This is a genomic window from Streptomonospora mangrovi, from assembly GCF_027604915.1.
Classification (GTDB): domain Bacteria; phylum Actinomycetota; class Actinomycetes; order Streptosporangiales; family Streptosporangiaceae; genus Streptomonospora; species Streptomonospora mangrovi.
Genome location: NZ_JAJAQC010000005.1, coordinates 130,309 through 149,552, shown reverse-complemented (window position 1 = coordinate 149,552; position 19,244 = coordinate 130,309). Strand labels below are relative to the sequence as shown.

The following is a 19,244-nucleotide window of genomic DNA, read 5'->3' as shown; positions in this document are numbered from 1 at the left end:
CCGGCCCCCGGTCCGCTTCAGGCGGTGGACCAGGCGTTGTCGGACATGTCGTAGTCCAGGTGGAACCAGACATGGCGGTGGGTGACCATGCCGTTGTCGCCCCAGGAGGTGGACAGGAGGTCGATCAGGGCCAGGCCCCGCCCGGCGTCGACCTCGGGGTTGAGGGCGTTGGGGTCGGGGGAGAGGTAGCGGCGGTTGCGGATGTCCCACGGGCGGTCCACGGGTATTCCGGCGTCGCGGCAGGTCACGGTCATGCCGGTGGCGGAGCGGTCCACGCGCAGGGTGTAGGTGCCGCCGGGGTCGCCCGAGAGGGAGTGCCGGATGGCGTTGGCGGCCAGTTCGCTGCCGAGGAGGTTGAAGACGTAGCGGTAGTCGTCGGGCTGGTCGGATGCGCAGGCGTCGAGGAAGGCGTGGACGAGCGGGAAGAGGGCGGTGTCGCCCCAGAAGGTGTGGGCCCGGCAGCGGAAGTTGATGCGGGGTGCGGTGGGGTCGAAGTAATGCTCTTTCTGCCAGGGGACCAGTAGGCCGAGCGGTATCGTCACGGACGGTAGCTGATTGAGGGCAGGAGGGACGGGCACGGCGACTCCTTCAAGCATGAGGACGAGCGTGTGGCTGAGACGGTGCGTAGTACCGCTGGGCGGAACCACAGTGACTGGTCTCACTTGCCATGGTCATCTTGAAGCTCATGCAAGTCAAGCAGAACTTATGAACTTCATACTTTTCGTATCGCGATAGGCTCATGATCATGCAGCAGCACCCCCGCAGTCCCTCCCTCCGGCGTCGCCGACTCTCGGCGGAGCTGCGCCGCGCTCGGATCGAGGTGCCTCTCACGGCGGTCCAGGCCGCCAGGGAACTCGGCTGGGCGGTCGGGAAGCTCAGCATGATTGAGAATGCTGAGACGAAGTCGGTAAAGCCCGCAGATCTCGATAAGCTGCTGGATCTGTACAAGGTGGACGACGCCGAGAAGCGGGGAGCCCTCCACCAACTCGCTCGCGACGCCAAGGAGCGCGGTTGGTGGGCCAAGTACAAAGACGTCTTCCGCAACGAGACGCTTCCCGACTTCGAGGCCGAAGCATCGAACCTGCGCACGTACGAGGCGCAGGTGATTCCTGGACTGCTACAGATCCCTGAGTACACCGAAGCGATCTTTCACGGCGCCCGGTATGCCAACCAGGAAGAGGTCAAGCGTCAAGTCGATGCCCGTATGGCACGCCGGGACATTCTCACGCGGTTCGATCCCGTGCACCTGCGAGCGGTTATCGATGAGGCGGCGTTCCATCGCCTTATCGGTGGCAAGGAAGTCATGCTCCAGCAGTTGAGGTACCTGTTACACATGGCGCAGATGCCTCACATCGACGTCCAAGTGCTTCCCTTCAGCAAGGGAGCGCATGCGGGGCTGACTGCACCGTTCGTCATCATGAGCTTCCCCAGTCCCCTCGATCCGACGATCGTGTGTGTTCCTACGTTGACCGACGCCCTCTATCTTGAGGAACCAGACGTGGTCGAGTCGTACTCGGCGACCTTTGGCGACATTCAGGGTTCGGCTAGCAGTTCATCTGAATCGGCTGCCTTTATCAAAGCTCACATCGATCATCTAGAAAGTAACTGACAGCGATGAAGGAATTGGTATTCCGGAAGAGTAGCTACAGTGGCCGCGATGTAAACTGCGTCGAGGTCGCCACGCTGCCGCCGTCCTTCCGCAAGAGCAGCCACAGCGGTGTGAATGGCGACTGTGTCGAGGTCGCGGACCTCCCCGCCGGGGCCGCCATTCGCGACTCCAAGCACCCCGAGCGCGGCCACCTCGCCTTCCCCGCCGCCGAATGGGACGCCTTCCTCGCCGCCGCTCGCGCCGCCGAACTGTAAACCGCCCACACGCCCTCACCCGCCCTCGGGCACCCGCAGGGCCAGCAGGACCACGTCGTCGCCGCGCTGCGGGACCATGCTCTCCAGCAGCGCGTCGCACAGCGTCTCCACCGGCTCGCGGGCGCGCAGCGCGAGCTGCTGGCGCAGCCGGACCATCCCCCGCGACAGGGACTCCCCGCGCCGCTCGACCAGCCCGTCGCTGTAGAGCAGCAGGGTGCACCCCGGCCGCAGGGTCTCGGTGCGATCGGTGCGCGGCATCGGCACCCCGGTGCCCAGCATGAGGTCGGGGTCGCCGCCGAGGTAGCGGGTGCGGGCGTCGGGGGTCAGCAGCAGCGGCGGCAGATGCCCGGCGTTGCTCCACGTCCAGGACCACGGCCCCCCGTCGGGGCCGTGGAGGCGGCCGAACACGGCCGTCGCGGTCTTGGCCCCCAGCAGGTCCATGAGCACGTCCAGCCGCCGCACGATCCCGCTCGGCGGCTCCGCGCGGTCCCAGGCCAGCGCGCGCAGCATGTTCTGGAGCTTGGACATATCCACGGCGGCGGTCTGGTCGTGGCCGCAGACGTCGCCCACGGCCAGCGCGGCGGCGCCGTCGGGCAGCACGAACGCGTCGTACCAGTCGCCGCCCACCTCCACCTCGTCCTGCGCGGGCAGGTAGCGCGCGGCGAGTTCCAGCGGTCCCAGGTCCGGCAGGTGGGGCAGCAGCGCGCGCTGGAAGTCCTGGGCGGCGCCGCGCACCGACGCGTACAGGCGGGCGTTGTCCAGCGCGATCGCGGCGCGGTGGGCGATGTCCTGAATCAGCCCCAGATCCTCGTCCGTCACCGGGCGCTCGGGCGAGGTCCGCACCAGCCCCAGCACCCCCAGCACCCGGCCGCGCACGCGCAGCGGCACCAGCACCTCGGTGTGGGCGCCGAAGGCGTCGATGAGCTGCCGGTGCTCGCGGCCCAGCGGGCTCCGGGCGGCGGGGAAGTCGGTGACGACCAGCGGCCCCTCACCGGCCAGGACCCGCTCGACCGGGCTGGCGGCCACCGGGTCGGGCGCGGGCAGCGTCATTCCGGCGGTGTAGGGGGCGGGGCGCACGTCGGGGTCGCGGTGCACCAGCGCCACCCGGCGCATCTCCTCGCCGATGAGGTCCACCACGCACCAGTCGGCGAGTTCGGGCACCACCAGGCGGGCGAGGCGGCGCAGTACGTCCTCGCCGTCCAGACTGCTGCCCACCACCGTGCTGACCTCGGCCAGCAGCCGCAGCCCGGCCACGGCCGTCTCCGATTCGCCGTCCGCCATCGCCCCCACCACCCCCGCCTCAGTCTCGGCCACCGGGCGCGGCGGGGCCACGACCGACAGGCCGTTGCCGCCGACACGCACCGAATGCGACATGTTCGCGGCGTTCGCGGTTATCCGGAGGAGGGCGGGAGCCGACGTGAGCGCGCGGCCCGGCCGCCGGTCCCGCGCGGCGGCACGGGAGCGCAGGGCAGAGGCAGGAGGCAGCGGAGCATGGGTTCATCGGGGTCGTCGCAGTCGTCGCAGTCGTCGGGGTCGCCGCGCCGGTCGCGGCGCCCCTCGGAGCGGACCGGACTGGCGCCCGCGTCCATCGACCGGTGGTCGCGCGCCCGGCAGTGGCTGCACCGCGCGCGGTCCGACGGCCACGAGCGCAACGTCCTGCTGATGATCGCCAAGAGCACGCTGGCCGCTACCATCGCCTGGGCCATCGCCTACTACGGCATGCGCGCCCAGGCACCGGCGTTCGCGCCGTTCTCGGCGGTGCTGATGATGCAGGTGACGGTGTACCAGTCGGTGGCGCAGTCGCTGCGCTACCTGGGCGCGGTGGTGCTGGGGGTGGCCCTCCAAGGGGTGTTCGGGTTCCTGGCGGGGTCGGACGTGCTGACGTTCGCGCTGGTCGCGTTGGGGGCGCTGGTCATCGGGCGGTGGCCCCGGCTGGGCTCGCAGGGCTCGCAGGTGGCCACGGCGGCGTTCTTCGCGTTCTCCATGTACGTCACGGCCACCACGCCGCTGGACCGGCTGGCGCAGTTGGGCCAGATCGTGCTGCTGGTGTGCGTGGGGTGCGGGGTCGGCGTGCTGGTGAACCTGCTGGTGCTGCCGCCGATGCGGTTCCGCAGCGCGGAATACGGCGTGCGCGCGCTCGCGCACGTCATGTGCGACCTGATCTCCGACATGCACCCGCCGCTGCGCGAGGGCTCCCTGGACGAGGAGCGGACCGCGCAGTGGCGCAGCCGCGCCAACAACCTCGGCCGCCAGGTGGACCAGGCCAGGTCGGCGGTGCGGACGGCCGAGGAGAGCGTGTACTACAACCCGCGCCGCCTGCTGCGGCGCAACCGGGGGCACACGTCGTTCACGGGCTACGCGGAGGTGGTCGACGCCCTCGACCGGGTCGGCTACCAGTTGGCGTCGGTGGCCCGCACCCTGGACGTGTCGGTCGCCCAGACCGAGGCCGGTCCCGACCGGACGGAGTTCCTGGGGCGCTACGCCGACTTCCTCGCCTCGGCCGCCGAGGTCACCCGCGACCTTGGCGAGGTGGAGGAGGAGCGGCTGGCCGAGCAGACCGAGGACCTGTGCCGCAAGGTGGACCAGGTCGAGGAGTACGCCCAGGGGCTGGCCGACCACGTCTCGCAGGCCGACCTGCCGCTGACCGACCGCACCAGCCCGTACGCCACCCTGCTGGTGGACGCCACCCGGCTCCAGGAGGAGTTCCAGTACACGTGCGACGTCCTGCGGCGGACGGTCGAACGCGAGGCGGGCAGTGAGCCCGGCGAGCACGACGAGCACGACGAGACCACCGAGCGCGGCCGGCGCGGGTGACGCGCCCCGCTCCTGATCGCCCCGGCCCTCGCCCCCGATCCCCCGATCCCCTGATCCCCCGATCCTTCGGTCCGCCCGCACCCCCACCCCCACCACCCCACCCCCTCCACCCCGCACCCGCGCTGAGAAGGGCCGGGACGCCGACTCCCGTGGATCCGCCTCCCGTAGGATCCGCCTGACGACAACGGAGTCGACACCCGGCCGAGGCGGTCCGCGCGCGGCGGGGAGAGGGGTGTGCCATGGACGACGCGGCGACGGCGCTGGGGGCGCCCCGCGAACAGGGCGACACGGCGGAGCTGAGGACCGCGGAGCGGCGGCCCGACCGGAGCATCTACTGCTACCGCGAGGAACCGCCGGACGACGAGCCCGGCAAGTGGGCGGTCTACTCCTGGGACCGGACCACCGGCGAGCGGCGTCGGCTGACCGACCTGGAGCACAACGCCGCGGACGCCGTCATCTCGGCGGACGGCGAGACCGTGTACTGGTTCAAGCCCACCCACCCCGGTTCCGAGGACGGGACCTGGGTGAGCCAGCCCTTCGCCAGCGCCCCCGGTGACGAGGCCCCCGTCGCGCCCGGCCTCCCGCCCGGCCGCTACCTCGGCGGCTCGGCCCGTGCCGGGAAGTTCGCGTTCTGCATGGAGTTCGACGGCGAACTCCCGCCCGGCGGGAAGCGGTTCGGGGTCTACGTGGCCGAACGGGAGGGCACGGAGAGCACGGAGGGCACCGTGCGCGAGATCGCGGCCGACGACACCGCGCTCCTCAACGGGCCGATGCTGTCGGCCGACGGCACGCTCGTCGCCTTCGTCAACGGCGTCATCGGCGGCGCGTGGGCCGACGTCCGCCGCACCGCCGACGGCTCCCCCGTCCGGCGGGTGGGCGACCGCGAGGGCGTGTCGGTCGTCCCGATCCAGTTCAGCACGGACCCCGCCTCCCACGAACTCCTGCTGTTCCGCGAAGGCCCCGACGACGACCTGCGGAGCCTGGTGGTGGCCGACGCCGACGACCCCGCCGACGAGCGCCGCCTCTCCAGGGAAGGCGTCGTCGGGGAGCTGTACCAGCGCTGGACCTCGTGGTGGCTGACCGAGGCGCGCTACGCGCCCGACGGGTGGACCGCGCTGGCGGTGTTCAACGACGGCTTCGACCAGCGCGTCTACAGGTTCGACACCACCCGGCCCGATGCCCCGCCCACCCTGGTGCCCACCGAGCCCGGCACGCTGAAGGACGTGGCCGCCCGCCCCGACGGCAGCGTCGAGTACCGGTGGCAGAACATGTTCAGCGCGGGGGAGTACCGCTCCACCTCCGGCGCGGTCTTCCCGTTCGCCCCGTCCAAGCCGCCGCTGCTGGGACCCGGCGAGGCCCGCGTGCAGCGCATGTGGGTGGATGTTGCGGTACCCGAGAACGGCCGCCTGTCGGTCGTGGTGGTGACCCCCACCGCCCCACCGCCGCCGGGCGGCTACCCGCTGCTGCTCGACGTGCACGGCGGGCCGGTCTCCAGCATCCCCAACGCGCCGCCCTCGGAGGTCTCCCAGACGGCGGTCAAGGCGGGCGCGGTGCTGGTGATGCCGGACTACGCGGGGTCGGGCGGGTACGGCCGCGCCTGGCGCACCAGCATCTACGGCAGGGCGGGCACCACCGAGGTGGACCACCTGCAAGCCGCCGTCGAGGCCGTCGTGGCCCGGGGCCGGGCCAACCCGGAACGGGCGGTCAACCCCGACCACATGACCGGCTACGGGTTCTCCTACGGCGGATTCCTGGTCGCACTGCTCATGACGCGGGGCTTTCCCAACGGGGTCTGCGGCGGCCCGCTGCTCGCCCCCGAGATCAACCACGCCGACCCCAAGGCGGCGCTGTCCATGCGCATCACCCACGAGACCCACTTCGGCGGGCCGCCGGACGCCTCGCCCGAGGCATGGGAGCGGGCCTCGGCGCGGCTCAACAGCGACGGCATCACCGGCAGGATGCACGTCCTCCGCTACACCCTGGACACCCGCTACGGCTTCCGCCAGGCCAAGGCGTTCGAGGACGCGGTCCGCGAGCGCGGCAAGGACAACATCTCCTTCACCGACTTCGCCGACGGCCACAACCCCGACCGGCGCCCGAAGGAGGTGGCCGAGGCCGTCCGCGAGGTCGAGACCGGGTACGTGCTGAAATTCCTGGGCCTTTCCCGGCCGCCCGCGACCGAGGGCGCGGGCGCCGGCCCGACCGCCGCCCGCGCGCCGGGCCTGCGCGACCTGCGGAAGGGCGCCGCCCGGCACGGCGGGCGCGGCCTGCGCAATGCCGTCCGCCGCGATCCGGACAGGGGGCGCGGCAAGGGGCGCGGCAAGGGGCGCTAGCCGGGACGGCGCCCTACCCCGGTTCCGCCGGGGCGTCCGCCCGCCTCTCCACCTCCACCACCGCCTCCTCCTCCGCGGCCTCGGCGCCGCGCACCAGGCGCGCGGCCAGGCGGCGGAGTTCGGCGGCCAGCTCCGGCGGGCGCACCACCTCGAACTCCTCCTCCAGCGTGCCGAGCAGGAAGGCCAGGGAGTGGAGGGTGTCGGCGCCGAAGTGCAGCAGGCAGGTGCGCTCGTCCACCGGCTCGACGCGCCCGTAGGTCCGCGCGCGGCGGGCCGTGGGGGAGTCCGCCGGGGCGTGCAGCCGCACCGTGGCCTGGTGGGGCCAGGCGCGGTCGAGGCTGGCGGTGACGAACGCCGCCGCGTCGCCGCCGGGCACCTCGCGCGCGGCGAACCGGGCGCCGGTGCCGGGCCGCAGGCGCATGCGGTCCACCCGGAACGTGCGCCAGTCGACCCGGTCGAGGTCCCAGGCGACCAGGTACCAGCGGTCGCCCCACACCACCACCTGGTGCGGCTCGACCCGCCGCACGCTCTCCCGGCCGGGGCGGCTGCGGTAGTCGAACCGCAGGCCGCGCCGGTCGCGGCAGGCGGTGGCGATGGCGGCCAGCTCCCCGGCGTCGACCGAGGGCATGCCGGGGACGCGCACCATGGCGATGTCCAGGGCGCCCACCCGGCCGCGCAGGCGCGGCGGCAGCACCTGGCGCAGCTTGACCAGGGCGCGCAGCGCCGCCTCGCCGATCCCGGCGACGTTGCTTCCGGCGGCGGTGCGCAGGGCGACGGCGGCGGCCACCGCCTCCTCGTCGTCCAGCAGCAGCGGCGGCAGGCGCCCGCCCGCGCCCAGCCGGTAGCCGCCGGAGGGTCCCAGATCGACCTCCACCGGGTAGTCCAGGCCGCGCAGGCGGTCGACGTCGCGCCGGACGGTGCGGGTGCTGACCCCCAGCCGCTCGGCGAGTTCGGCGCCCGACCACTCCGTGCGGGACTGCAACAGGCCCAGCAGCCGCAGCAGCCGGGCCGAGGTCTCGATCATGGGCGGGAGTCTGGCAGGAATGGCGGACGGAGGTCGTCCGCCACCCCGCCTAGCGTGCCCGCCATGACCGAGACGATCACGCCGCTGCGCATCGACATCCCCCAGGACGACCTCGACGACCTCGCCCGCCGCCTGGCGGGCACCCGCTGGCCCGACGACCCCGCCGAGGACTGGTCCTACGGCGTGCCGCTGGGCTACCTGCGGGAACTGGCGGAGTACTGGCGCACCGGCTTCGACTGGCGGGCGCAGGAGGCGCGGCTCAACGAGCTGCCGCACTTCACCACCGAGCTGGAGGGGCACCCGGTGCACTTCGTGCACGTGCGCTCGCCCGAGCCCGGCGCGCTGCCGCTGCTGCTCACCCACGGGTGGCCGGGGTCGTTCGCGGAGTTCGCCGAGCTGGTGGGGCCGCTGGCCGACCCGCGCGCGCACGGCGGCGACCCGGGCGACGCGTTCCACGTGGTGGTGCCCTCGCCGCCGGGCTTCACGCTGTCGGGACCCACCCGCGAGACCGGGTGGACGGTGGCGCGGGTGGCGCGGGCGTGGCGGGAGCTGATGCGCCGCCTGGGCTACACCCGCTACGCCGCGCACGGGCAGGACTTCGGCGCGCTGGTGTCGCGGGAACTGGCGCTCATCGACGCCGAGCACATGGCGGCGCTGCACCTGACCCAGGTGTTCTCGGCGGGGGCCACGCCTGAGACCGCCGACGTCGCGGTGGAGGCGGAGAAGCGCAGCCTGGAGAAGCACTACCGCTACGAGTACGAGCTGAGCGGCTACGCGGCGATCCAGAGCACCAAGCCGCAGCTCATGGCCTACGCGCTGACCGACTCGCCGGTGGCCCAGCTCGCCTGGATCGCCGACGGGTTCAAGGCGTGGACGGACTGCACCGACGTCCCCGAGGACGCGGTGGACCGCGACGCGCTGCTGACCAACGTGTCGCTGTACTGGTTCACCCGCACGGCCGGGTCCTCGGCGCGCTACTACAAGGAGGGCGTGGAGACCTGGGGCGAGCCGGAGCCGGAGTCGGCGGTGCCCACGGCGGTGGCGGTGTTCCCCGAGGACATCATGCTGCCGGTGCGGCGGCTGGCCGAGCGCAACAACCCGATCGTGCGCTGGACCGAGTTCGACCGGGGCGGGCACTTCGCGGCGCTGGAGGAGCCCGACCTGCTCGTGGGCGACCTGCGGGCCGCGCTGCGCGAGTTCCGGTAGCCGGGCGGGCAGGCGCCCCGCGCCCCGCCCCGCGCGCCCCGGACGGCCGCCGGCCGCCCGGGGCGCGGGTGTTTCACCGACGTGCACGTGTTTCACCGGCGGAAACTCCAGGGAACGGGTATTGACTTATCAAATGCCCGATTGGTTAACTCAAAAAATGACCGCACGGTACGACCGCATCCGGGCCGAGCTGGAGGCCCGGATCACCTCGGGAGAGTGGCCGCCCGGCACCCGGGTGCCCACCGAGGCCGAGCTGGCGCGCGCCCACGGCGTCAGCCGGGTCACCGTGCAGCGGGCGGTGCAGGAACTCGTGCGGCGCGGCCTGGTGGTGCGCTACCGGCGACGCGGCACGTTCGTCGCCAGCGCCGAACCCGAACGCGACCTGCTGCGGCTGGTCAACCCCCACGGCGCCGGGCCCGACATCGAAGGGCGCCACCTGGTCGCCGAGGCGCGCGTGGCCACCGCCGAGGACGCGGGCGCGGCCGGGTCCGGCGCCGCCGGACCGGCGGCCGGGTTCGCGCCCGACACCCCCGTGGTGCTGCTGCGCCGCGTCAAGCTCGACGCCGCCGAGAACCCCATCGCCACCGAGCGGGCGGTCATCCCCTTCGCGCTGGCCCCGCGCCTGCTGGAGGAGCCGCTGGAGGACCTCACCACGGTGGCCTACTTCCGCGCCACGGGCGTGCCGATCCACCGGTCGCGGCTGTACGTGGAGCCGGTGGCGCTGCCCGAGGCCGAGGCCGAGCAGTTGCGCACCGCGCCGGGGCGGCCGGTGTTCCGGCTGCGCCGCGCCATCTGGCTGGCCGACGGCGCGCTCGCCGAGGTGTTCCAGGCCCACCTGCTGCCCGACCAGAGCCCGTTCTACATCGAGCAGTCCCTCGCACCGGCCCCGCCCACCGCAGAGGAGTCGCCATGACCAGCCCGCACCCCAGCCCCAGCGCCGGCCCCGGCCCCCGGCCCGGCGCCCGCCCCCGGCCCCGCATCGGCGTCATCGGCACCGGAACCATCGGCACCATGGCGGCCTGGCGCGCGGCCGAGCGCGGCGCCGAGGTCGTGGCCTTCGACCGCGACGCACCCGGGCACGACCGGGGCGCGGCCGGGGGCGAGTCCCGCATCTTCCGCACCGCCTACCTGGAGGGGCGGCGCTACATCCCGCTCCTCCAGCGCGCCGAAGGACTCTGGCGCGAACTGGAGGACCGCACCGGCCACCGCCTGCTCGACCTGTGCGGCGGGCTGTCCATCGGGCCGACCGACGACCCCCGCATGCGCGAGATCGTGGAGGGCGCCGAAGAGTACGGGCTGGACCACCGCGTCCTCACCCCCGAGGAGGCGGCCAAGCGCTTCCCGCAGCACCCGGTGGGGGCGGGCGAGACCGCCGTGCTGGACCCGCGCGCCGGAGTGGTGCGGCCCGACGCCGCGCTGCTCGCGGCGGCGGCGCGGGCCGAGGAGTTGGGCGCGCGCATCCACCGCTACACCGAGGTGGAGGGGGTGGAGCGGCGCGGTGCCGGATGGTCGGTGACCGCCGGAGGGCGCCGCCACGACCTCGACCGCCTGGTCCTGGCCCTGGGGCCGTGGAGCGCCGCACCCGGCACCTTCGCCCACGGACTCCTCGCCTCGGCAGGGCTCCAGGCGCGGCAGATCCCCATGACCTGGTTCCCGGCCCGCGAGCCCGACGCCCTGATACCCGGACCCAACCCGGTCGCCATCCGGGTGGGGGACTACGGCTACTCCTGCTTCCCCGTCATGGACGGGGTTTCGGTCAAGGTCAGCCCGCACAGCGCGCCCCGGCCCGCCGTCGGCCACCCGGGCGAGCTGCCGCCGCGCGCGGCCCCCGACGTGGTCGCCACGGCGCGCGAGACCGTGCGCCGCCACCTGCCGGGGCTGCACCCCGACCCCAGCCGCACCGCCGTCTACGCCGACCTGTTCAGCCCGGACGGCCACGCGCTGCTGGGTCCGCTGCCCGGAAGCCCCGGGGTGGTCCTGGCCACCGGGTTCTCCGGGCACGGCTTCAAGCTCTCCCCGCTGTTCGGCGAGGTCATCGCGGACCTCGCGATCGACGGGGAGACCGCGTACGACATCGGCCACCTCGATCCCGCCCGCCTCCTGGGCGCCGCAGCGTAGCGGCACCTCAGCGCAGCGGAGCCGCAGCGTAGCGGAACCGCGTACTCACACGAGCGGCCGGTCCGGGCCGCGCACCGGGAGACCCCCGGTGCGGCCACCCGGGACCGGCACCCCGGAACCCTCCCCGCACACCCAGCGGAGGCATGCCGGAACGTCCGACCACCGGACGCATCCACGCATCACGTCGTCCACCATCCCGCCATCGCGGCCGCGCGGACTCCGACCCGTCCCGCGCGGCACCGGACCGGCGGCGCCGCGCCGACCGGAACCCCCGCGTCCGCGCACCGACGCGCGCCCGAGGGCTCCGCGCCGCCCGCCCCTCCGTCGCCATCCGCCGCACACCTCTGCCGTGTCATCGGCATGCCCGAAACGGGGATGAACCCATGCCTGAATCCACTGTCTCCACCGCCGTCGTCGTCGCCTCGGCCCTGATCGTGATGGCCGCCGGCGCCCTGATCGCGTTCTACTACGGCCGCCGCGCGGCCACCTCCGACGACTGGATCGTGGGCGGGCGCTCGCTTCCGCTGCGCGTGGTCGTGTTCAGCCAGTTCGCCACGGCCTCGGGTGGCGGCGTGCTCGTCGCCCACGTCGGTATCGGCTACGCCTGGGGCTGGTCGGTGCTGGTGTACGAACTGGCGTGCACGGCCGGGTTCCTGCTGCTGGTGCTGCTGGCCAAGTGGCTGCGCAGCCAGGAGTTCGACACCGTCCCGCAGGTCCTCAGCCGGCTGTTCGGCCGCGATACCAAGGTGGTGGCCATCGCGGCGCTGTGCAGCATCGTGGTGCCCTTCGGCTGGCTGGCCACCCAGTTCGTGGCGTTCGCCCGGCTGTTCTCTCAGCTCACCGGGATGTCGCTGCCGGTGCTGATCGCCGTGATGGCGGTGGCGTCGCTGCTGTTCGTGCTGCCGGGCGGGCTGCTGTCGGTGGCCTGGTCGGACTACATCTTCGGCGTGTTCATGCTGGTGGTGACGGTGTTCGTGGTGGGCTACGCCGTCTACGCCGCCGGCGGGGTCGGCGCGATCACCACCACCGTGCCCGAGGAGCTGTGGTCGCCGTCCTCCATCACCCTGGTGGGTTGGCCGACGATCCTGCTGTGGGTCTTCGCGATCGTGCCGGGCACCCTCACCAACCAGCTCTACTACCAGCGGATCTTCGCCACCAAGGACATGTCCAACGTGCGCCGCAGCCTGGTCGTCAGCGGGGTGATGATGCTGATCGCCGGGGTCTACGCCGGCGTGCTGGGGCTGGCGGTGCGCGCGATGGGCGCGGACTTCAGCGTGGCCGAGCGTGAGCTGGCGGCGGGGTGGTTCATCGGGCAGTTGCCGCTGTGGGTGATGGCGATCTTCAGCGGGTTCCTGGTCGCCACCATCGTGTCGACGACCTCCAGCGCGCTGCACTCGGTCACGACCAACCTGGTGCGCGACCTCTACCAGAACATCCGCGGGGGCGACCGGCCCGAGCGGGAGCTGGTGCGGATGTCGCAGCTCATCACGGTGGGCGTGACGGTGACGGCCGCACTGCTGGCGATCGCGTTCCCCCGGGCGCTGGACTGGCTGGTGGCGACCTACGCGTACTCGGCGGCCACCCTGGCGGTGCCGATCTTCGTCGGGTTCGCCCTGCGCAACCGGGTGCGGCTGACGCCGGGCATCGCCCTGACGGCGATGGGCAGCGGCCTGGTGGGCTGCGCCGCCGCCCACATCATCGGAACCGAGGTGCCGTACGCGGTGTACGGCATCGTCGTGTCGCTGGTCGGCATGCTGGTGGCCGTGGCCGTCCAACGCGGAGCCAGGGGCGGCGACCGCACGCCGGCGCCCACAGCCTGAGCGGGGAAAGGGTGGGGCCGGGATCGCCGGTCGGCGCCCCGGCCCCATCGCCCGTCAAGCCATCGCCCCCCGCCATCACCAAGATCACCAACATCGCCAAGATCACCAAGACCGCCACAGGCCCAGAGCATCACAGCAAGAGCATCACAGGAGGAACAACGTGCGGATCGCCATCATCGGAGCCGGTGTGGTCGGGCTGTCCATCGCCCGCGAACTGGCCGGGCGCGGCGACGACGTGACCGTCTACGAGGCGGTCCGGCCCGGCGCGGGGACCAGCTCCACCAGCTTCGCCTGGGTCAACTCCCACGCCAAGGAGCCGATGGCCTACCACGAGCTGAACCTGGCGGGCGTGCGCGCCCACCACGCCCTGCACGCCGAACTCGCCGACGGGCCGCGCTGGTTCCACCCCACCGGGAACCTGGAGTGGGCCTCGACCCCGGAGCACGAGGCGGCACTGAAGGCGTCGGTCGAGCGGCTGCGCGACCGCGGATACGCCGCCGAGTGGATCGGGGCCGACGACGCGCGGACCCTGGAGCCGGGGGCGCGCATCCCGGACGGCGTGGCGGGGGCGGTGCTGTTCCCGGACGAGGGCTACGTCCTGCCGGGGGAGTACCTCGCCCGGCTGCTCACCGACGCGCTCGCGCGCGGCGTGCGGCTGCGCTGCCCGGCCCCGGTGCGCGCCGTGGCGGCCGACGCCGAGGGCGCCCGCATCACTCTGGAGGACGGCGCGGTGGAGACCGCTGACACCGTGATCAGCGCGGTGGGGCGCTGGACCGAGGAACTGGCGGCCACGGCGGGGGTCACGATCCCGATGGCCGACCCGGAGGGCGTGGGCTCGGCGACCGTGGGGTACCTGGCCTACACCGAGCCCACCCCGGTGCGGCTGGAGCGGGTGCTGACGACCTCGCGCATCAACGCCCGCCCGGAGGGCGGCGGCCGCCTGGTCCTCCAGGGCCTCGACCTCGACGCCGAGGCCGACCCCGCCGCCCCGCCCCTCGGCCCGGACTCCCGGGTGGCCAGGGAGCTGACGGCCCGCCTGGCGGAGGTTATGACGGGCGGCGAACACACCCGGGTGGCGGAGGTGAGAGTGGGCCGCCGCGCCCTGCCCGCCGACGGCCTGACGGTCTGCGGCTTCGCCGACGCCGACACCCACCGCCGCCTGTACGTGGTCGCCACCCACAGCGGCATCACCCTGGCCCCCGCACTGGCGGGCTGGGTCACGGAGGAGGTCCACACCCCCACGGAGATCCCATTGCTGGAAGCTTTCCGCCCCACCCGCTTCCCCCGGGACGCCCGCCCCACCACCACCCTCACCCAAGTCCGCCTCCCCGGCCAGCAATAGGCCCGGCCCCACCCCCGAAGCGACAGGACACCCACCCGAAAAAGGGGAGGACGCGACCGCCCGCGTCCTCCCCCGCCTGGATGGACTTCGACTACTGAACACGAACCGCGCTCTATCCGGGGATCAGGGAATCGTTCTCGGCCGATGGTGATCCGTGCCACCCGTTCCTCGTTTTCCAGACAGAGGCTATGGACAAACTCTCGAGTAGGTCGACGTATCCCTGTCCAATGGATTCGGTGAAAAGTGCGACCATGTGGGGCTCGGGAGGGGTGCTGTGAAGAAAGTGCCGATAAGTGAACAATTGGCCGATCGCATCGCGCACTGCGTTTGTCGCGTTTCCTTGATACACGACTTTGGCTTCCACTAGCCAAACCTTGCTTCCGTGGTGGAGAAGAAGGTCGCGCGGATGGACATTCGTAGCCGCTTGGAATCCATGTTTTTGTATCTGGGTTCCGTACTCGGCGATTAAAGTCTCGTGTCGGCGTTTCTTGACAATCCTGTGCCCTTTCATGTGGGCGATATAGTCGGAGTCGCTCTTCGGTCGGAACTCAATGAGAGCGTTACTCGGGATAGGTGCCTTAAGGTCGGATGGGGTATCGCCTGGGGTCATGGGGTCTTGGCCGCTTGCAGCCAAGTTGTGGCGAGCGATTATGGCTTCCTGATAGATCCCGGTCATGTGCCATAGGTCAGTGCGAAGGGAGTCCTCGTCGGGGAGTTGCATCGCATCGTACCTTCGGGCGGCTACGCAACCAGCCTGATACGCGTTCTGTCGCCACCCATCTGATTTCAGATCGACAGGATCCGACCAGTGATCCAACATCGATTCTGGTATTCGGCCAATCAATTTCTTTGACGATAGTCGAAGTCGTTCGTGTAGTTCATTTTGGCTCCCTTGGGATGCTTCCTTAAGTTGCTTGCGGAGTTCGGTGACGCCATGGTTGAGCATGAGTGTGACGCTTTTCAGGTCCGCGGAAAAAATGTAGACCACATACAAACCATGGCCAGGGTTGCTTGTTTCGTCTGGATCGAAAAATCCGATCCAAGGCGTATATGTTCCCTTTCCCTGTCCTCCGCTGCCGCGTACAATGAGTCCGGCTGGGGTTATGTCCGCTAAATGGCGACTTGCTTGTCTGAGTAGAATTTGCACGGGAGAACTCATGGGGTGATCGCGGTCATAATTTTCGGCGATGGACATGAGATAATCTCGAAGTTTCACATACTCTCCCGATTTGGGTTTTCGAAAATATTTTTCTATTGCTGTGTTGTTAGGTGGCAGTTCAGAGTCAGGTGATTCGAGATCATAAGCAGTCGATACTGACCTGGATAGCCGCCCCCTAGGCCGCAAGTGGCCAGGTACGCGGCGACTTAGCGCGGCACGTCAGCAGGGCCAGAGCCGTTCTGACCTAGGCGTCTACGTAATGACGCGATCTGGGACGCATAGAACGTCGAGGACGCGGAAGTGGAGGAGTGAGGCCAAACCGCTATCGCGGTCGGGTCGTGGTGATCCGGCCGGTCTGGAGGCTGACATGAGCGCCGGCGAGAAGGGCCAGAGCAAGGGTGAGCAGATCAGCGGCAAGATCAAGGAGGCCGCGGGCAAGCTCACCGCCAACGAGCGGCTGAAGAACGAGGGTCGCGGCGAGCAGGTGAAGGGCAACGTCCGCGAGACCAAGGAAGACGCCAAGGGTGCCGTGAGCGGCTTCGTCGAGGGTATGCGCGACGACGACCCCCACCGCCGAGGTGAGGGCCCCGGCCCCGACCGCCGCGTCTGACCGCTGACAACCACCCATCCGGGGGCGGGCCGATCATCGGCCCGCCCCCGGTCGTGTCTTCCGTGTTTTCCGCTCTTCGAGCGGTTCCGGTGGGCACTCCCCGCCCCGCCGTGCTCCGGGGGAGCCGGAGTCATCGGCAGGCGGCTCGGGGGAGGAGGGGGATGAGGATGGCGGCGGGGGTGGTGTGGAGGAGGACGAGGGTCCAGGTGGTTGCCGGGGCGGTGCCTGATGTCAGGGGGCCGACCAGGGACAGGAGGAGCACCGCGGCCGCCGTCGCCGTCCAGAGGCGGTAGGGGTTGCGCCGCTTCATCGTGCGTTCCAGGACGGCGAGCAGCGCCCAGCCCGCCAGGCCGGCGGCCAGGCTCGCGACCGCCACCGGCACCGGACCCACCGGCTGGACGGTGTTGCCCTGGAGGGCCTCCACCTCGACGCCCACCGCGACGGCCGCCGCCCACACCCCCAGCGACGCCGCGACCGCGCCGCCCACGGCGAGGGCCCGGCGCACGCGCCTGCGGCCCGCCGTGGCGGCGATGGCCACCACGCCGGGTCTGGTGGTGGGAGTGGTGGCCGTGCCGGTGGCCGCCTCGGTGGCCGTCCCTACGGGCGCCCCTGGCGACTCCCCCGACTCCGGCGACGACTCGGGCCACTCGGCGGGCTTCGCGGGCTTGGCGGGCTTGGGCGCGTGGGGGGTCTTCTGGCTGCTGTGGCTGCTCATGGGCGGTTCGCCTTCTTTCTGGCGGTGGTCTGTGGCGCTGGGTTCGGGCGGTGGGCCGCCCCCTGCGCTTCCGGCCACCTCACCCTCGCCTCGGGGCGGGGCGTCGCGCATCGGGCGGCCGGCCCTTCGCGTTCCCTCCTACGGACCCCCTGGCCCCGACTTTGGTCGGTGTCGGCCCGACGCCCGCCGGGGCTACCCTGGCCCGATGAAATCCGAGGTCAGCGCGTTCCCCACCGCGCTCCCCGCCGGCGACGGCGGTGACCCCTGGCGGCCCACGCCCGTCGCCGCCGTGGCCGTCGCCGCCGCCGTGCTGCCGCTGGTCGCGGCCACCGTGTGGGTGCGCCTGGCCGATGGCCCGCCCGGGGCCGTCCCCGCGCTGGACATCGCCGTGGGCCTGCTGGCCTGGGTCGCCGCACCCGCGCTGCTGTGGCGCCCGGTGCCCGTCGCCCTGGCGCTGGCCGTCCTGGCGCTGCTCTCGCCCGCCGCCACCCCCGTCGCGACCATGGCCGCGCTGTTCACCGCCCAGCGCCACCGCCTCCCCGTCGCCGTCACCGTGGCCGCCGCGGGCCTGGCGGCCCACGCCCTCCAGGGCCTGTGGCAGCCCAGCGGCGGCATCTCCTACGGCTGGTGGCTGCTGCTGGTCGCCGCCGGGTACGGCGCGATGGTCGGCTGGGGCGCCCTGCTGCGCGCGCACCGCGCGCTCGTGGGCTCGCTGCGCGAGCGCGCCCGGCGCGCCGAGGCCGAGCAGGGTCGCCGCGTGGCCGAGGCGCGCATGGCCGAGCGCACCCGGCTGGCCCGCGAGATGCACGACGTCCTCGCGCACCGGCTGTCCCTGCTGGCCACCTACGCCGGCGCGCTGGAGTACCGCCCCGACTCCGCGCCCGAGCGGCTGGCCGCGGCCGCCGGCGTCGTGCGCGAGGGGGTGCACCAGGCGCTGGAGGAGCTGCGCGAGGTCATCGTGCTGCTGCGCGCCGACGACGGCGCCGCCGACGACGACCTCGACGCCCCCGAGGCGGCGCGCCCGCCCTCGGCCGCCCTCGCCGGGCTGGTGGCGGAGACACGTGCGGCCGGGACGCAGGTCCACCTGCGCCTGCGCGTCGAGGACGACCGGCTGGACACCCTCCCCGCCGGCACCGCCCGCGCGCTGTACCGCGTCGTCCAGGAGGGCCTGACCAACGCCCGCAAGCACGCCCCGGGCAGCCCCGTCGCCGTCACCGTGCACGGCGCCCCGGGAGAGGGACTTACGGTCTCCCTCGCCAACCCGCTGGCCGGCGCCGACGGCCCCCGTCCCGATGACCCCGGCGACCTCGCTCCTCGTCCGGTCGGTGGGCGCGGCGGCCACGGTGGCCTCCGCCCCGGCGACCCCCACCCCGGCGACCCCCACCCCCGCGACCCCGACTCCCCTCGCGAACCCGCTCCCCCTCCGCCGCCCGGGACCGGGACCGGGCTCGTCGGCCTCACCGAGCGGGTGCGCCTGGCCGGCGGCCGGCTGGACCACGGCGCCGCCGGCGGGGAGTTCGCGCTGCGCGCATGGCTACCATGGCCGGCATGACCGCCATGCCCGGTGAGCTGCGCGTCCTCGTCGTGGACGACGACGCCCTGGTCCGCGGCGGCCTGGCCATGATGCTCGACGGCGGCGACGGCATCCGCGTGGTCGGCGAGGCCGCCGACGGCGACGAGGTCCTCGCCGCCGTCGACGCCCACCGCCCCCACGTCGTGCTGATGGACCTGCGCATGCCCCGCGTCGACGGCATCACCGCCACCCGCCGCCTGCGCGCCCGCCCCCACCCGCCCGAGGTCGTCGTGCTCACCACGTTCGACACCGACGAGAACATCCTGCGCGCGCTGCGCGCCGGCGCCGCCGGATTCCTGCTCAAGGACACCCCGCCGCCGCGCATCGTCGCCGCCGTCCACCGGGTCGCGGCAGGCGAGCCGATCCTGTCGCCGCGCGTCACCCGCCGCCTCATGGACCGTGCCGCCGTCCAGGCCGACGCCCTCGACCGCGCCCGCCGCGCCCTCGCCGCGCTGAGCCCCCGCGAGAACGACGTGGTCCTGGCGGTGGCCCAAGGCCGCACCAACGCCGAGATCGCCGCCGAGCTGTACATGAGCGTGGCCACGGTCAAGGCCCACGTCTCCAGCGTCCTCACCAAGCTCGGCCTGGACAACCGCACCCAGATCGCCCTGCTGGCCCACGACGCCGGCCTGGCCTGACGCCCGCCGGCCTGGCCTGAGCGCCCGGC

At 72.5% G+C, this 19,244-nt stretch carries 17 protein-coding genes; 12 read left to right on the top strand and 5 right to left on the bottom strand.

Annotated elements, in window-relative coordinates:
- Positions 1 to 17 precede the first annotated feature (17 nt).
- A complete protein-coding gene (locus LG943_RS04725) occupies positions 18 to 542 on the bottom strand; it encodes an ATP-binding protein (RefSeq protein WP_270070920.1) in 525 nt (174 codons plus the stop codon).
- Between the two features lie 197 nt (positions 543 to 739).
- Here LG943_RS04725 and LG943_RS04720 point away from each other — a divergent pair, with 197 nt between their 5' ends.
- Together LG943_RS04720 and LG943_RS04715 are read left to right on the top strand one after the other, a co-directional pair.
- Positions 740 to 1,609: a helix-turn-helix domain-containing protein gene (locus LG943_RS04720; protein ID WP_270070919.1), complete on the top strand. Its 870-nt coding sequence runs from the start codon at positions 740 to 742 to the stop codon at positions 1,607 to 1,609.
- 5 nt (positions 1,610 to 1,614) lie between these two features.
- Positions 1,615 to 1,863, top strand: coding sequence for a DUF397 domain-containing protein (locus tag LG943_RS04715; RefSeq protein WP_270070918.1), 249 nt, complete (start codon positions 1,615 to 1,617; stop codon positions 1,861 to 1,863).
- 15 nt (positions 1,864 to 1,878) lie between these two features.
- On the opposite strand, the gene LG943_RS04710 is transcribed toward LG943_RS04715, so the two are convergent.
- The gene (locus LG943_RS04710) at positions 1,879 to 3,237 is read right to left on the bottom strand and encodes a PP2C family protein-serine/threonine phosphatase (RefSeq protein ID WP_270070917.1); all 1,359 of its coding nucleotides are present in this window, start codon (positions 3,235 to 3,237) and stop codon (positions 1,879 to 1,881) included.
- 117 nt (positions 3,238 to 3,354) lie between these two features.
- On the opposite strand from LG943_RS04710, the gene LG943_RS04705 reads away from it, so the two are divergent.
- A complete protein-coding gene (locus LG943_RS04705) occupies positions 3,355 to 4,677 on the top strand; it encodes an FUSC family protein (RefSeq protein ID WP_270070916.1) in 1,323 nt (440 codons plus the stop codon).
- A gap of 239 nt (positions 4,678 to 4,916) precedes the next feature.
- On the top strand, positions 4,917 to 7,010 hold the full coding sequence (locus tag LG943_RS04700; RefSeq protein ID WP_270070915.1) for a prolyl oligopeptidase family serine peptidase: 2,094 nt from the start codon (positions 4,917 to 4,919) through the stop codon (positions 7,008 to 7,010).
- 13 nt (positions 7,011 to 7,023) lie between these two features.
- On the opposite strand, the gene LG943_RS04695 is transcribed toward LG943_RS04700, so the two are convergent.
- The gene (locus LG943_RS04695) at positions 7,024 to 8,034 is read right to left on the bottom strand and encodes a helix-turn-helix transcriptional regulator (protein WP_270070914.1); all 1,011 of its coding nucleotides are present in this window, start codon (positions 8,032 to 8,034) and stop codon (positions 7,024 to 7,026) included.
- Between the two features lie 63 nt (positions 8,035 to 8,097).
- Here LG943_RS04695 and LG943_RS04690 point away from each other — a divergent pair, with 63 nt between their 5' ends.
- The 5 genes from LG943_RS04690 (at position 8,098) to LG943_RS04670 (ending at position 14,520) form a co-directional block, all read left to right on the top strand.
- A complete protein-coding gene (locus tag LG943_RS04690) occupies positions 8,098 to 9,240 on the top strand; it encodes an epoxide hydrolase family protein (RefSeq protein ID WP_270070913.1) in 1,143 nt (380 codons plus the stop codon).
- A gap of 157 nt (positions 9,241 to 9,397) precedes the next feature.
- The gene (locus tag LG943_RS04685; protein WP_270070912.1) at positions 9,398 to 10,153 is read left to right on the top strand and encodes a GntR family transcriptional regulator; all 756 of its coding nucleotides are present in this window, start codon (positions 9,398 to 9,400) and stop codon (positions 10,151 to 10,153) included.
- Positions 10,150 to 11,358, top strand: coding sequence for an FAD-dependent oxidoreductase (locus LG943_RS04680; protein ID WP_270070911.1), 1,209 nt, complete (start codon positions 10,150 to 10,152; stop codon positions 11,356 to 11,358). The genes LG943_RS04685 and LG943_RS04680 overlap by 4 nt, the downstream gene beginning before the upstream one ends.
- A gap of 383 nt (positions 11,359 to 11,741) precedes the next feature.
- Positions 11,742 to 13,178 (top strand): sodium:solute symporter family protein, encoded by a 1,437-nt coding sequence (locus LG943_RS04675; RefSeq protein WP_270070910.1) that lies wholly within the window; start codon positions 11,742 to 11,744, stop codon positions 13,176 to 13,178.
- A gap of 160 nt (positions 13,179 to 13,338) precedes the next feature.
- Complete coding sequence (locus LG943_RS04670) at positions 13,339 to 14,520, top strand: NAD(P)/FAD-dependent oxidoreductase (RefSeq protein WP_270070909.1); 1,182 nt, start codon at positions 13,339 to 13,341, stop codon at positions 14,518 to 14,520.
- Between the two features lie 112 nt (positions 14,521 to 14,632).
- Here the strand turns inward: LG943_RS04670 and LG943_RS04665 are convergent, their stop codons facing one another.
- Positions 14,633 to 15,715 (bottom strand): MrcB family domain-containing protein, encoded by a 1,083-nt coding sequence (locus LG943_RS04665; protein ID WP_270070908.1) that lies wholly within the window; start codon positions 15,713 to 15,715, stop codon positions 14,633 to 14,635.
- 331 nt (positions 15,716 to 16,046) lie between these two features.
- Here LG943_RS04665 and LG943_RS04660 point away from each other — a divergent pair, with 331 nt between their 5' ends.
- On the top strand, positions 16,047 to 16,289 hold the full coding sequence (locus tag LG943_RS04660; RefSeq protein ID WP_270070907.1) for a CsbD family protein: 243 nt from the start codon (positions 16,047 to 16,049) through the stop codon (positions 16,287 to 16,289).
- Positions 16,290 to 16,419: 130 nt separating this feature from the next.
- Here LG943_RS04660 and LG943_RS04655 read toward each other — a convergent pair whose 3' ends face one another.
- Positions 16,420 to 17,004 carry a DUF6069 family protein gene (locus tag LG943_RS04655; RefSeq protein ID WP_270070906.1) on the bottom strand — a complete coding sequence of 195 codons (585 nt, stop codon included), beginning with the start codon at positions 17,002 to 17,004 and terminating at the stop codon, positions 16,420 to 16,422.
- Positions 17,005 to 17,209: 205 nt separating this feature from the next.
- Between LG943_RS04655 and LG943_RS04650 the strand changes: the two genes are divergently transcribed.
- Both LG943_RS04650 and LG943_RS04645 read left to right on the top strand, forming a co-directional pair.
- Positions 17,210 to 18,556, top strand: coding sequence for a sensor histidine kinase (locus LG943_RS04650; RefSeq protein WP_270070905.1), 1,347 nt, complete (start codon positions 17,210 to 17,212; stop codon positions 18,554 to 18,556).
- The gene (locus LG943_RS04645; protein ID WP_270071023.1) at positions 18,544 to 19,215 is read left to right on the top strand and encodes a response regulator; all 672 of its coding nucleotides are present in this window, start codon (positions 18,544 to 18,546) and stop codon (positions 19,213 to 19,215) included. Before LG943_RS04650 ends, LG943_RS04645 begins: the two co-directional genes overlap by 13 nt.
- Positions 19,216 to 19,244: the final 29 nt, after the last annotated feature.

What these genes read in the sequence shown, in the direction of transcription:
- LG943_RS04720 (WP_270070919.1), top strand. Translation starts at nt 740, where the DNA reads ATGATCATGCAGCAGCACCCCCGCAGTCCCTCCCTCCGGCGTCGCCGA.
- LG943_RS04715 (WP_270070918.1), top strand. Translation starts at nt 1,615, where the DNA reads ATGAAGGAATTGGTATTCCGGAAGAGTAGCTACAGTGGCCGCGATGTA.
- LG943_RS04710 (WP_270070917.1), bottom strand. Translation starts at nt 3,237, where the DNA reads ATGTCGCATTCGGTGCGTGTCGGCGGCAACGGCCTGTCGGTCGTGGCC.
- LG943_RS04705 (WP_270070916.1), top strand. Translation starts at nt 3,355, where the DNA reads ATGGGTTCATCGGGGTCGTCGCAGTCGTCGCAGTCGTCGGGGTCGCCG.
- LG943_RS04700 (WP_270070915.1), top strand. Translation starts at nt 4,917, where the DNA reads ATGGACGACGCGGCGACGGCGCTGGGGGCGCCCCGCGAACAGGGCGAC.
- LG943_RS04695 (WP_270070914.1), bottom strand. Translation starts at nt 8,034, where the DNA reads ATGATCGAGACCTCGGCCCGGCTGCTGCGGCTGCTGGGCCTGTTGCAG.
- LG943_RS04690 (WP_270070913.1), top strand. Translation starts at nt 8,098, where the DNA reads ATGACCGAGACGATCACGCCGCTGCGCATCGACATCCCCCAGGACGAC.
- LG943_RS04685 (WP_270070912.1), top strand. Translation starts at nt 9,398, where the DNA reads ATGACCGCACGGTACGACCGCATCCGGGCCGAGCTGGAGGCCCGGATC.
- LG943_RS04680 (WP_270070911.1), top strand. Translation starts at nt 10,150, where the DNA reads ATGACCAGCCCGCACCCCAGCCCCAGCGCCGGCCCCGGCCCCCGGCCC.
- LG943_RS04675 (WP_270070910.1), top strand. Translation starts at nt 11,742, where the DNA reads ATGCCTGAATCCACTGTCTCCACCGCCGTCGTCGTCGCCTCGGCCCTG.
- LG943_RS04665 (WP_270070908.1), bottom strand. Translation starts at nt 15,715, where the DNA reads ATGTCCATCGCCGAAAATTATGACCGCGATCACCCCATGAGTTCTCCC.
- LG943_RS04660 (WP_270070907.1), top strand. Translation starts at nt 16,047, where the DNA reads ATGAGCGCCGGCGAGAAGGGCCAGAGCAAGGGTGAGCAGATCAGCGGC.
- LG943_RS04655 (WP_270070906.1), bottom strand. Translation starts at nt 17,004, where the DNA reads ATGAGCAGCCACAGCAGCCAGAAGACCCCCCACGCGCCCAAGCCCGCC.
- LG943_RS04650 (WP_270070905.1), top strand. Translation starts at nt 17,210, where the DNA reads ATGAAATCCGAGGTCAGCGCGTTCCCCACCGCGCTCCCCGCCGGCGAC.
- LG943_RS04645 (WP_270071023.1), top strand. Translation starts at nt 18,544, where the DNA reads ATGGCCGGCATGACCGCCATGCCCGGTGAGCTGCGCGTCCTCGTCGTG.